The sequence below is a fragment of the Paenibacillus cucumis (ex Kampfer et al. 2016) genome (genome assembly GCF_019748695.1).
GTDB lineage: Bacteria > Bacillota > Bacilli > Paenibacillales > Paenibacillaceae > Paenibacillus > Paenibacillus polysaccharolyticus.
The window spans coordinates 182,622-195,488 of sequence record NZ_JACLIC010000010.1 but is presented as its reverse complement, the minus strand read 5'-3'; the positions used below and the strand labels follow the sequence as shown (position 1 = coordinate 195,488).

The window sequence follows — 12,867 nt, the reverse complement described above, 5'->3', positions numbered from 1 at the left end:
TTAGCCTTCACCTCCAATTAACTTCTCGTAGATGATCGCATGTCTGGTGAGAAGATAATCTTCATTAAAGGATAAGCTGTGTTCGCAGCATTGTAGCATTAATTCATTTTTCTCCGCTTCAGATAAGGCGTAATAATGGAGGATTGCGTCACGGATCGAATCCGCACGATGGGCGGTGAAAGAGAAGGTATCCGCATCCAGCAAAATCTCGGGCATGCCCCCAACCTTGGAAGCGTAAACTGGCGTACCTGCTTGATACGATTCGATGACCACTCTGCCAAAAGGTTCATCCCAGGTGGACGGTACAATCGTGAGATCCATCTTTTTCATCTGGGAAGTGATCTCCTTTTTATCGATTTTGCCCACGAACACGATCCGGGGATCAGCCCCTGCAAGTTCTTGTAATGTGTGAAGCAGAGGGCCATCCCCATGGATGAACAGCTTCCCCACAATCTGCTGATCGAGCTTTTGCACTGCTTCAATCAGATACTGAACTCCTTTGACCTCGGTTAGTTGTCCAAAATATCCAACGTGCAGGGGTTGCTCATGACGAACCGTTTTCCCCGCATTAACATGCTGAACCTGATTATCCCGCTCAACAATGTTATGAATGACATGTTTGGACGCGTGCGCGAAAAACCCCAGTTCGATATGCTTGTTAAGCACATGCTCGGATATGCCAATAACGGAAGAAACTCTGCGGCTGTAGTGTTTGGAAATCTGTCTGTAGAACCTGGAATATGCCGAGATCGCGATGGGTTCAATTAACGAAAAATCGCGCAGGGTATGCACAACCGGGATGTTCAGTTCAAACGCCGCTTTCCAGATCGCAAGGCTTAGTCCCGGTATATTCTGAGTGTGGATCAGAGCAGGACGTTTCATCATCAGATATTGTTTAATATGCTGGTACTGCTTCACATTAAAAATATCCTGGATACGCCATAACACTTTGTCAGAAGTGCTGGCCTTCCTTGCTGTATCACCGATCCAGTACCGATTATTAAATGGTAGCCGCGAGATTTCAATCCCGTTCACTGTATCCGTCTGCACCCCGCCCTCCTTGTGTCCACCAACTGTAATGACTTTAACGTCATAACTGGACTCCAGCGTCTGGGCCAAAATCTGTGTCGATATCTCGGCTCCCCCAATAATATGGGGTGGATATAAACTGTGAGCAATCAATATAGTTTGCACGGTTCTCAACTCGCTTTTATTCAGCTTCATTGTTATCAGTTCAGTGTAATCAAGTTTCCTGTACCTGCAGCATCGATCGATAGTGCTCTATCGTGCGTTTCAATCCCTCTTCCAGACCAATCTCCGGCTCCCAGTTTAATATTTCACGAGCTTTATCAATCACTGGACGTCTAACCTTCGGATCATCTTCAGGTAAAGGCAAGAATACAACCTTACTGTCCGATTGTGTGAGCTGTTTCACCAAATGAGCGACCTCAAGAATCGTGTATTCCGTAGGGTTTCCGATATTGATAATCTCTCCATCAGCCCGATCTTCCGCCATGAAAGCTTGTAATCCCCGAATGTTATCATCCACATAACAGAAGGATCGGGTCTGTGAACCATCTCCATACACTGTAATATCTTGACCCGTCAGCGCCTGCGTTACAAAATTAGATATCACTCTGCCGTCATCATTGCGAAGCCCGGAAGAATACGTGTTGAAAATACGCGCAACTTTCACGGAAACTCGTTGTTTTGTGTAGTATTCATAACAAAAAACTTCGCCTAACCGTTTGGCTTCATCATAGCAAGCTCGTGGCCCCCACGTATTTACATTGCCTCGATAACTCTCCGGCTGCGGATGAATCTCGGGATCGCCATAGGCTTCACTTGTACTGGAATACAGAAACTTGGCTCCTTTGACCCGAGCCAGTTCCAGCATATGATAGGTTCCTCGCGTGTTCACCCAGATCGTGCCAATCGCATCTGCTTGATAGAATTTAGGTGAAGCAGGCGAAGCCAGATGATAGACTTCGTGCACCTGCTGATCAACGAAAATATCCATTGTATCGGGACGTGTAACATCTGCTTCATGGAATACAAAGTTAGGGTTCTCCATAACCCCTGCCAGATTGCGAATCACACCTGTTGAAAGATTATCGATCCCTGTAACCCGATGGCCCTGGCCGATCAAAGATTGCACGAGATGAGAGCCCAGAAATCCGGCAGCACCTGTCACTACAATATGTTTCATTACATCACACTCCAAATTATGATCCAAAATGGTCAAAAGGTGTTGCTTTTAATCATTACACCGATAGTTTTAAAAATGATCGTAATGTCCATTTTCATGGATACATTCGAGATATAGTGGAAGTCATACTGGAGATTATGGTGAATAGGCTCCTTCCGAGCCTCGCTCACCTGCCACAATCCCGTAATTCCCGGTTTCACCAGAAAACGCCTGCGTTCCAGATCGGTGTAACATTCCTCCACAATACGTTTCATCTCAGGTCTTGGGCCGATAAAACTCATATCGCCTTTGATAATATTGAGCAGCTGCGGCAGTTCGTCCAGACTCGTCTTGCGCAGTATTCTACCTAACCTTGTGATTCTTGGATCATTGCTGGTCGTTGGAGAAAGGCCATATTTCGGCGCATCTGTGCGCATCGTTCTGAATTTATAAATGTTAAATTTGACCCCGTTCTTCCCGTACCGTTCCTGCTTAAAGATGACAGGACCTTTGGAATCCAGTTTGATCAAAATAGCCGAAAGTAGCATGACCGGTAATGTCATCAGCAGCAGCAGAATGGCGATAACAAAATCGGCCAATGGCTTCATCACATCCGTATACCCGCCAACACGTTGTGAGTATGGCTGCTCAAGTACTGCGGCATTCCCCTCTTTAACCAAGGTTTCCCCACTCCCAAAGTATTCCGGTCCTGATATCTTCACAGACTATCCCCTCCAGCTACAAGGATTTGATTCATTTGTTCCTTCATTAGAATCTCTTCGATTGCCATCAGCACCGGTGCACGCAACTCTTTATTTTTGAGTGCAAAATCTAAAGTCGTAAGGATGTACCCCAGTTTCTCCCCTACATCAAAGCGGGAACCTTCAAAGTCATAGGCACTGATTCCTTGATCGATATTCAACTTTTGCAACGCATCTGTAAGCTGAATTTCCCCTCCTGCACCGACATTTTGCTCTTCCAGATACTCAAAAATTTTCGGAGTCAAAATGTACCTTCCCATAATGGCCAGGTTAGACGGCGCCGAACCTAGTGGAGGCTTTTCAACCATACTCTTAACAGAAGATAAACGTCCTTCTGTGTGCAACGGATCAATAATCCCATAGCGTGATGTTTCACTTGGACTTACCGTTTTCACGCCAAGCACCGACTGCTCTACCTTTTCATACTGCTGGATGAGCTGTTTCAGGCATGGCACTTCCGACACGACGATATCATCGCCAAGCAACACGGCAAAGGGTTCATTGCCTATGAAATTCCGGGCGCACCAGACCGCATGCCCAAGTCCAAGGGCTTCCTTCTGTCTTATGTAATGGATATCCACGTTGGAGGACTTCCGGACTTCTTCCAGTAAACTGAGTTTCCCTTTCTCAAGGAGGTTATGCTCCAGTTCAAACGCACTGTCAAAATGATCTTCAATCGCACGTTTTCCTTTTCCCGTCACGATGATAATATCTTCGATCCCGGAAGCAACCGCCTCTTCAACGATGTACTGGATAGTCGGTTTATCCACAATAGGGAGCATTTCTTTAGGCATTGCCTTTGTAGCAGGTAAAAAACGGGTTCCCAATCCAGCAGCAGGGATAATTGCTTTTCTCACCTTTGTCATAGATATCACCCTATCCATTTAGTTTTTTTATTTAACTCAAAACCATGAAAACATGAAACATATCATTCATAAATAGGGCATTGAACCCCTCCTCACATCACACCCCTGACGATACACGTCTAAGGTACACTACCCACAGTGTGACCGAGTGCCTACCTTGATAGAGGTATAGTAGACATGACCTTTTAAAATGATTTGAAAATGAAACTCCATTGTCTTGCCTGTTATTTTTCCCCGTAACTGTTATTGCGGCTTTTCGGAACCTGCACATTGTTCAGCACAGCGCCCAGAATACGTGCATTCACATGTTCAAGATGAGCCTTCGCCTTTTTGACCAGATCCTTTTTCACCTTGCCTGCATTCACCACAAGAATGACACCATCACACAATGAACTGATAATCAATGCATCTGTCACGGTTAGAACCGGTGGTGTATCGAAGAGAATAACGTCATACTCTTCCTTCAAGCCTTCAAGGAGTGCTGTCATCTTACGTGATCCGATCATCTCCGAAGGATTAGGGGGAATTGGCCCGGAAGATAAGACATGAAGACCTTCCACTCCGGTTTCCCGAAGCACTTCCGTCACTTTGTATTGACTCGATAACACACTGGTTAGGCCTACATGGTTGGGCACATTAAACATCAGATGTACTGCCGGTTTACGGAGATCCGTATCCATTACCAGAACCTTTTTCCCTTCCTGCGCATAGGTGACTGCCAGATTGCCAATCGTCGTAGTTTTCCCTTCCCCTGAGGATGCCGAGGCAATCATGATCGTTTGAATCTGACTGTCTATGGATGAAAACTGAATATTGGTTCGTAGCTTTCGATAAGCTTCTGATGAAGTGGATCTGGGATTAGCCATCGTTACCAGGCCTACTCGTTCATTGGTTAATCGTGACATACTGTCCATCACCTACCTGTTTTTGAGATATGGATGACTGTTTTGACATACGGCTCTCTTCTTTTCTTATCTTGGAGATGACAGCAAGTGCAGGGAGATTTAATTCTTTCTCCAATTCATCTTCCGTTTTCAAGGTGTCATCCAAATATTCCAGCAGGAATATAAACCCTACTGCCAGTAGTAGGCCCACAATAAAGCTGATCAAAATATTGATGATGGGGTTGACGTTAATAGGATTGGAGGAATCCGTAGGTTTCGCTTCACTTAGGATCGTGACATTGTCTACTTTCATAATTACGGGGATTTGAGATTTAAACACTTTCGCAACTGCGTTTACGGTTTTTGCGGCTTTTTCGGATGATAGTCCCGTAGCCGTTAGACTCATAACCTGGGACTCATTGGCGGTGGAAACTCGGATGTTCTGCCCTATTTGATTACCAGTCATACCAAGATCGGGGTATGTAGATGCCACTTTATCGAGGATTGCAGAAGATTTAATAATCTCCATATAAGAGTTGATCACTTTGATGTTTGTCTGAATAGTTCCAATATCCAAACTTGGAACACCTTGGGCATTATATGCCTGGTTGACGATTAATTTGGCGCCTGCTTCATAGATCGGTACAGTAAAAAAGTAGTTTTTGACACCTGCACCAATACAAGCCACAGCTACGAAGGCAACAATAATCCAGATGCGTTTACGTAAAATGTGTAAATACTCTTTGAGTTCCATTCGATTTTCCTCCCATTTAAGTCAGCCATATTAAGTGACTATGTATTTGGTACATCAGTAGCTGCTCACCAGAATAAAAAGCTGCGCTTTTTCTTGGCTGGTAATACAGCCGAAATACGTTGATTATTCCATATGGATTGTGCATTATCTTGAAAATGTTGAATGCAGCAACGTCCCAAACGTCTTTCGAGCAACGGATATACGACATCCAGTTTGAACGTTCGATGTTTCGTATCGTGTGCATCTGATGAAATGAAATGAAACCCGTTTTCTTTGCAAAAATGAAAACACCACTTCTGAACTTTTCGCCCGAAAAGCCCAGTGAATGATTCCGCCGTAAGCTGGCATAGTCCACCTTGAAACAAGTATTCGGACAACAGCAATGGCTTTTTCAAAATGACAAGGTTGCGTTCCGGATGAGCGATAATAGGGGTAATTCCCGCGATTCGCAGTTCGTGCAGTATTCCGGGGAACTGTGAGGGAATATGACCAAAGGGCAACTCCAGCAACATATAACGGCTACCGGCAAGTGTGCAGCACTTTCCTGCATACAAGTCTTCAATCAGCCTATCATGCACTCTGATCTCCTGACCGGGATCAATCTGCAAACGGATATTTCGTTTGGCAAGCTCGGCACGAAACATATAAACAGCCTGATTGACTACCTTTGGTTCATTGTTGTAATGTCCGTTCAGGTGATGCGGAGTTGCAATAATGGAGGTAATTCCTGAAGCTACTGCCTTCTCAGCCATCGCAACGGACTGCTCCATTTGAACAGGACCATCATCCAGACCGAATAGAATGTGGCAGTGCATTTCAACCATATCCAAACTTCCAGAAATATATGCTCCCCCTCGCCCCTTTATTCATTGCGCAAATGCTTTTGGTGTTAAAGAACTAATGCATAACGCTACGAAATATAGTAAAATGGCGTTAAGTACATGCTTGTTCAGAAATTGTTCAGAGTCCACCTCATCCTATATGATAAAATCAATGTAACGATAAGGCTTTAGCTGAGGAGATGGATCTGTTGCATTCCCATATGTAGAACGGGGAACCGCCTCAAATTCAACTTCGGTAAGCATTCTGTTTAACTGTCCAGTTATATATAGTGTTTGGTCTTTCTGAATATGCAAGTTTGAATGATACAATATCAGTTCTCCAAAAGGCTGTTTCCATTGCAGCTTGGCATGAAGCCTGACGCATATACGGCTGTCTTCTACATCTAAACCTAGTACCATTTCTGATATTACGGGTAAGTTCAGGTCGCTCAGGAAAGTGATCGCTTGTGTATCCATACCAAGTAACAGGACGGGTCGTCTTTTGCGGTCTACCATTTTCCCATGAAATTCCTGAATGTACATATGGACATTTGGTTTCAGATCGGCCCATTCCTGAAGAATTTTTGAATTCATGATTTCATTCCTTTAGAATGGATTGGCCAGCATGGACGAGAACGTTACTTTTGACAGGTATAACGCTCAAACCATGAGGAAATACTTAAACTACTAACTATGATACATTTTGTAACTCCATACGTTCAATTTACGATACAATACGTATCATGTCAAGCGGTATTTGGACATGGTTCTTTTGATTTACGACAATATGAGCTGTCCTTAGACAGACCTATTTAATAAGTGGTATATGAGACGAATGAGGCGTAGTACATTTGCAGGAAAGTTTACCCTGATCAAAAACTTGGCTCAGGATTGTTTCAATATATATGATGGTGTTCAGGGGGAAATAGCTTATGAGCTACGGAAATCGCATTGCTGAATTACGAGAACAGCGGGGACTTACTCAAGAAGAACTTGCGAACTCCATTCATATTACGAGAGCAGCTCTTTCCCACTACGAGAAAAACCGGCGCAAACCGGATTTCGAGGTGTTAACGCGGCTTGCTGACATTTTCGATGTGTCCATTGATTATTTGATTGGACGTACGAAGCAAAGTGATGTGGTTATGGATGAAGACGTGCGTGAATTCGTGGATGCGCTTGAATTGTCAGATAAGGAAGTGTTAGAGCGCTTTGATCTGATGATTGATGGTAAACCTTTAACAGAGGAAGAAGCTCGTCGTTTTATCGCTTTTGTACGAATGGAACGCAGTATGGATTAATTATGCTACACCCGAAAAGAAAACCCAGTTTCCGAGTACTTCCTGCTCCGGTTTCTGGGCCTTTTTGTGCATCATGATTTCCCTCCATTCCTTGGTGTGCAACGGCTCATGTACGCTTGCTCTCGGAGGATACGAAATGTTTCAAACGCTCCGGGTCGATTCCACATTGCAGTAAAACTTTCATGATGTCCACTCGGGTTGCTTCGACTTTGTTACTTGTCGGCTTAGAATCGCCCATGTTTGGATGCTTCATCTTCATTCCGCTAACCTCTCTTATCTTTATACTTTCTCTGCACGCCAAAAACTAAACCTAATTATACTTTAGAACGTTCCTTGATGTTGTCGTCTCATGGCGATAACGTTTTTTGAGCGGGTTCTAATTTTGTCGAAAGCAAAAAGGAGCCTTATGACGCCGTTCTGGCGGCTATAAGACTCCTTTTGTTTCAAAGCTTTTCTTTTTTCAGGAAAATATACGAAACATTACCCTCCGGTGCGCGCAAGCTCACGCATATTTGCTTCAAATGCGGCCAGCAAAGCGGCTTCACCTGTCAGACCTGTCGCCTGTATCCGCTCGATCTGTTCCGTCATACGTTTGAAGTCCTTCGGAATGACACGTACAAATTGATTCAGGGAATCCTGCCATGTATCCAGGATACGCTGACCTGCATCACTTCCAGTGAGTGCTACGTGCCGTTGAATCATGCCACGTAGATCTGCACTTTCGGCAGTATCTTCTACACGCTCCAAAAGAACCATTTCCAGATTGCAGCGTTGCAGGAATGTGCCTTTTGGATCATACACGTAAGCAATACCTCCGGACATCCCTGCTGCAAAGTTACGACCTGTATCGCCGAGTACTACGACACGCCCGCCTGTCATGTATTCACAGCCATGATCGCCTACACCTTCAACAACGACTTTAGCTCCGGAGTTACGTACAGCAAAACGTTCACCGGCAATACCGCGGATATACGCTTCCCCACTAGTCGCCCCATATAAAGCAGTGTTTCCGATAATAATGTTATTCTCCGCTTCAAATGTCGCTTTTGGTGAAGGCATAACGATCAGCTTGCCTCCTGACAATCCTTTACCCACGTAGTCGTTGGAGTCTCCTTCAACCGTGAGCGTCATACCTTTTGGTACAAAAGCACCAAAGCTTTGTCCAGCGGAGCCGACAAATTTAAATTTAACCGTATCCTCAGGCAAACCAGCAAGACCATACTTACGTGTAATCTCACTACCCAGGATGGTACCCACTGCACGGTTCACGTTGGTGATTGGCAGAACCGCTTCTACAGGTTGACCGGATTCAATAGCTGGCTGTGCGAGTGGCACGAGTTGTTGCATATCCAGCGTTTCTTCCAGTTGGTGATTCTGATGCTGTGTACGGTAACGTGCAGCGCCTTCTGGCAGTTCAGGCACATGTAGCAATACCGACAGATCCACACCTTTTTTCTTCCAGTGATCCACAGCTTCTACCGTTTCGAGACAATCTGTACGTCCAACCATTTCCTGAATGGTACGGAATCCAAGATCAGCCATAATCTCACGCATGTCTTCAGCAACGAAACGCATAAAGTTTACGACATGTTCAGGGTCTCCCATATAGTTTTTACGCAGTTCCGGATTTTGTGTTGCCACACCAACTGGACAAGTATCCATTTGGCAGACACGCATCATGATACAGCCCAATGCAACGAGTGGTGCAGTAGAGAAACCATACTCTTCCGCTCCAAGCAACGCTGCAATCGCCAGGTCACGCCCGTTCAGCATTTTACCATCCGTTTCAAGAACAACACGATCACGCAGATTGTTCAGCATCAACGTTTGATGTGTCTCCGCAAGTCCAAGCTCCCACGGCATACCGGCATGACGGATGGAACCTTGAGGAGATGCCCCTGTACCGCCGTCGTAACCGCTGACCAGGATAATGTCCGCACGACCTTTAGCTACACCTGCAGCAATCGTTCCGACACCCACTTCAGATACCAGCTTCACGTTAATTTCGGCACGCGGATTAGCATTTTTCAAGTCATAGATCAACTCAGCCAAGTCCTCAATCGAATAGATATCGTGATGCGGTGGCGGTGAGATCAGACCTACACCTGGTGTAGAACCACGAACTTCTGCTACCCAAGGATATACCTTACGACCTGGCAGCTGTCCGCCTTCACCTGGTTTAGCCCCTTGTGCCATTTTGATCTGAATCTCGTCAGCGTTAACCAGATAGTTGGAAGTTACACCAAAACGTCCGGATGCAACTTGTTTGATCGCACTGCGACGGGAATCCCCATTGCTGTCTTTCACGAAACGAGCTGGATCTTCTCCGCCTTCACCTGTGTTGGATTTACCGCCTACACGGTTCATGGCGATTGCCAAATCTTCGTGAGCTTCTTTACTTATCGAACCGAAGGACATTGCACCCGTTTTGAAACGACGCATGATGTTTTCCACCGATTCCACTTCTTCGAGCGGAATGGATGCTCCGACCGGTTTCAGCTTCAGCATGGAGCGAATCGTAAGCAATTGATCATTCTCACCCTGTACGAGTTTGGAATACTTTTTGTACAGTTTGTAATCGCCCGTACGTACAGCGTGTTGCAACGTATGGATCGTTTGCGGGTTGAACAAATGCTCTTCCCCGTCATTACGCCATTGGTATTCACCGCCGGAATCCAGCACTTTATCATTGCCGTCCTTATCCGTGAAGGCACGGTTGTGATGTGTCAGCGCCTCTGCTGCTACTTCCTCCAGACCGATACCACCGATTCGTGAAGGTGTCCAAGTGAAGTAACGGTCAACGAAATCTGATTTCAGACCAACGGCTTCGAAAATTTGAGCACCGCGATACGATTGGATCGTTGAGATTCCCATTTTGGACAATATTTTAATAACGCCTTTTGTTGCGGCTTTAATGTAGTTTTTAACGGCTTTCTCATGGGAAATGCCGCGCAGCAAACCTTGCTGAATCATATCATCCAGTGTTTCAAATGCCAGATAAGGGTTAACCGCACTTACGCCATAACCCAGAAGCAATGCGTAGTGGTGAATATCACGCGGTTCTCCCGATTCGAGCAAAATGCTGACTTTAGTTCTTGTACCCTGACGAATCAGGTGGTGATGCAGACCTGCAACAGCCAGCAACGCCGGGATTGCTGCATTCTCGGCATCCACACCGCGGTCAGACAAGATCAGAATATTATGTCCTTTGTCGATGACACGGTCTGCTGCTTCAAAGAGCAAGTCCATTGCTTTACGCAACCCTTCCGCTCCCTCTGCAGCGGTGAAGAAGATCGGGATTGTCATGGAACGGAAGCCCGGACGACGAACGTGGCGGATCTTCGCAAAGTCTTCATTAGACAATACCGGTGTATCCAGACGAATCTGGCGACAGCTCTCCGGTTCAGGGTTAAGCAGGTTACGCTCCGGACCAATCGTTGTCGCTGTAGAGGTAACGATCTCTTCACGAATCGCGTCAATCGGCGGATTGGTTACCTGTGCAAACATCTGTTTAAAGTAGTTATACAGGCGTTGCGGACGATCTGACAGAACAGCCAGAGGTGCATCATAACCCATGGAACCTGTGGCTTCCATTCCTGTGGATGCCATTGGCTCCAGCACTTTGCGCAGTTCTTCAAATGTATATCCGTAAGCCAGTTGAAGTTGCGTAACATTGTCATGTTTAGGGTCTGGAAGCTCCGGTGCTTCCGGCAATTCGTTCAGATCCATCAAGTGCTCTTCAAGCCAATCCTCATAAGGATTCTCTGCAGCAATGAGTGCTTTGACTTCTTCATCAGAGATAATACGGCCCTCTTGAGTATCTACGAGCAACATCCGTCCTGGACGCAGACGATCTTTGTACAGAATGTCTTCCGGTGCGATATCCAGAACACCGACTTCGGAAGAAAGAATGATTCGGTCATCCTTCGTTACATAATAACGAGCAGGTCGCAAACCGTTACGGTCAAGCGTAGCACCGATCTGTAAACCGTCTGTAAATGCCATAGCCGCAGGGCCATCCCATGGCTCCATCATCGTGCTGTGGTATTCATAGAATGCCTTTTTCGCAGGGTCCATCCCTTCATCAGTGCTCCATGGCTCAGGAACCATCATCATCGCCACGTGTGGCAGGGAGCGTCCGCTTAGGTACAGGAATTCCAGCGTGTTGTCAAACATCGCTGTATCTGAACCGTCCGGATTAATAACCGGTTTTACTTTCGCAATATCATCGCCGAACAGTTCGCTTTCGAACAAGGACTGACGTGCATGCATCCAGTTCACATTACCACGCATCGTGTTGATCTCACCGTTGTGGATCATGAAACGATACGGGTGAGCACGCTCCCAGCTCGGGAAGGTGTTCGTACTGAAACGAGAGTGTACGAGTGCAATCGCTGACTCAACCAGTTCTTCCTGCAAATCCAGATAGAACTTGCCGACCTGCTCGGTTGTCAACATGCCTTTGTAGACCACTTTACGGCATGACAAACTCGGCAAGTAGAATGACTCTCCTTCCGCCTCGTCTGCAGAATAACGAATGGCCAGTTCAGCACGTCTGCGGATGACATACAATTTGCGTTCAAATGCAAGTTCATCTTTCACTTCATCTGATCTTCCGATAAACACCTGACGTACATAAGGCTTCGCTGCCAATGCAGAACGGCCCAGCATCTCATCATACGTAGGTACATCCCGGAAGCCCAGGAAGGTCTGTCCTTCTTCTTCAATAATCTTCTTCAGGCTCTCTTCATGTGCAGTACGGACTGCCGGATCATGAGACAGGAACAACATGCCCACGCCATAGAATCCCTGTTCAGGCAATGCAAAACCGAGTCGATCTGCTTCCTTTGCAAAATAACGATGTGGAATCTGAATCAGGATGCCTGCTCCGTCACCGGAATTCGGTTCACTTCCCTGACCCCCACGGTGCTCCATATTACTGAGCATGGTCAGTGCTTGACTAACGATATCGTGTGAAGGTACTCCTTTGATGTTGGCAACAAAACCCATACCACATGCATCTTTTTCGAATTGTGGGTCATACAGACCTTGTTTTGGAGGTAATCCGATGTGTCTCATGGAACGCAACCTTTCTATAATGAAGTATTTCGGAAAGATCAAGAACATAACAACAGGCAACATTGAAACGGGAGGAGCTGGCATTTCGCTTGCGATAAGCCTGCCTGCTGAGATGGAGAGGTGATAGCTTGAGCCATCTGTTGTAAGCCTGGTATTGCGGTAAAGACCGCGATTATTGCGAAGGACTGAATCCGGTGATCCGGTAACAGCATA

General features: G+C 46.0%; 11 protein-coding genes. 1 reads left to right on the top strand and 10 read right to left on the bottom strand.

What is annotated here, in order from left to right; all coding sequences use genetic code 11:
• From H7T88_RS07250 to H7T88_RS07215, 8 genes are all read right to left on the bottom strand, one after another.
• Positions 1–1,224 (bottom strand): glycosyltransferase family 4 protein, encoded by a 1,224-nt coding sequence (locus H7T88_RS07250; protein ID WP_221787825.1) that lies wholly within the window; start codon positions 1,222–1,224, stop codon positions 1–3.
• 19 nt (positions 1,225–1,243) lie between these two features.
• Positions 1,244–2,209 carry a UDP-glucuronic acid decarboxylase family protein gene (locus H7T88_RS07245; RefSeq protein ID WP_221787823.1) on the bottom strand — a complete coding sequence of 322 codons (966 nt, stop codon included), beginning with the start codon at positions 2,207–2,209 and terminating at the stop codon, positions 1,244–1,246.
• A 32-nt stretch (positions 2,210–2,241) separates the two neighbouring features.
• Complete coding sequence (locus H7T88_RS07240; RefSeq protein ID WP_221787821.1) at positions 2,242–2,910, bottom strand: sugar transferase; 669 nt, start codon at positions 2,908–2,910, stop codon at positions 2,242–2,244.
• Complete coding sequence (galU, locus tag H7T88_RS07235; RefSeq protein WP_221787819.1) at positions 2,907–3,815, bottom strand: UTP--glucose-1-phosphate uridylyltransferase GalU; 909 nt, start codon at positions 3,813–3,815, stop codon at positions 2,907–2,909. Before galU ends, H7T88_RS07240 begins: the two co-directional genes overlap by 4 nt.
• 224 nt (positions 3,816–4,039) lie before the next feature.
• On the bottom strand, positions 4,040–4,720 hold the full coding sequence (locus H7T88_RS07230) for a CpsD/CapB family tyrosine-protein kinase (RefSeq protein WP_090918284.1): 681 nt from the start codon (positions 4,718–4,720) through the stop codon (positions 4,040–4,042).
• Entirely contained in the window at positions 4,701–5,453 is a 753-nt protein-coding gene (locus H7T88_RS07225; protein WP_090918286.1) for a YveK family protein, read from the bottom strand. Before H7T88_RS07225 ends, H7T88_RS07230 begins: the two co-directional genes overlap by 20 nt.
• Before the next feature lie 65 nt (positions 5,454–5,518).
• Entirely contained in the window at positions 5,519–6,277 is a 759-nt protein-coding gene (locus tag H7T88_RS07220; RefSeq protein ID WP_260510778.1) for a tyrosine-protein phosphatase, read from the bottom strand.
• A gap of 153 nt (positions 6,278–6,430) precedes the next feature.
• On the bottom strand, positions 6,431–6,868 hold the full coding sequence (locus tag H7T88_RS07215) for a hypothetical protein (RefSeq protein ID WP_154890816.1): 438 nt from the start codon (positions 6,866–6,868) through the stop codon (positions 6,431–6,433).
• 338 nt (positions 6,869–7,206) lie between these two features.
• On the opposite strand from H7T88_RS07215, the gene relB reads away from it, so the two are divergent.
• Positions 7,207–7,575 carry a type II toxin-antitoxin system RelB family anti-toxin gene (gene relB / locus H7T88_RS07210; RefSeq protein ID WP_090918292.1) on the top strand — a complete coding sequence of 123 codons (369 nt, stop codon included), beginning with the start codon at positions 7,207–7,209 and terminating at the stop codon, positions 7,573–7,575.
• A 106-nt stretch (positions 7,576–7,681) separates the two neighbouring features.
• On the opposite strand, the gene H7T88_RS07205 is transcribed toward relB, so the two are convergent.
• Both H7T88_RS07205 and gltB read right to left on the bottom strand, forming a co-directional pair.
• Positions 7,682–7,834 carry a hypothetical protein gene (locus H7T88_RS07205; protein WP_186809745.1) on the bottom strand — a complete coding sequence of 51 codons (153 nt, stop codon included), beginning with the start codon at positions 7,832–7,834 and terminating at the stop codon, positions 7,682–7,684.
• A 221-nt stretch (positions 7,835–8,055) separates the two neighbouring features.
• Positions 8,056–12,654, bottom strand: a complete 4,599-nt coding sequence (gene gltB, locus H7T88_RS07200) for a glutamate synthase large subunit (protein WP_221787815.1) — start codon at positions 12,652–12,654, stop codon at positions 8,056–8,058.
• Positions 12,655–12,867: the final 213 nt, after the last annotated feature.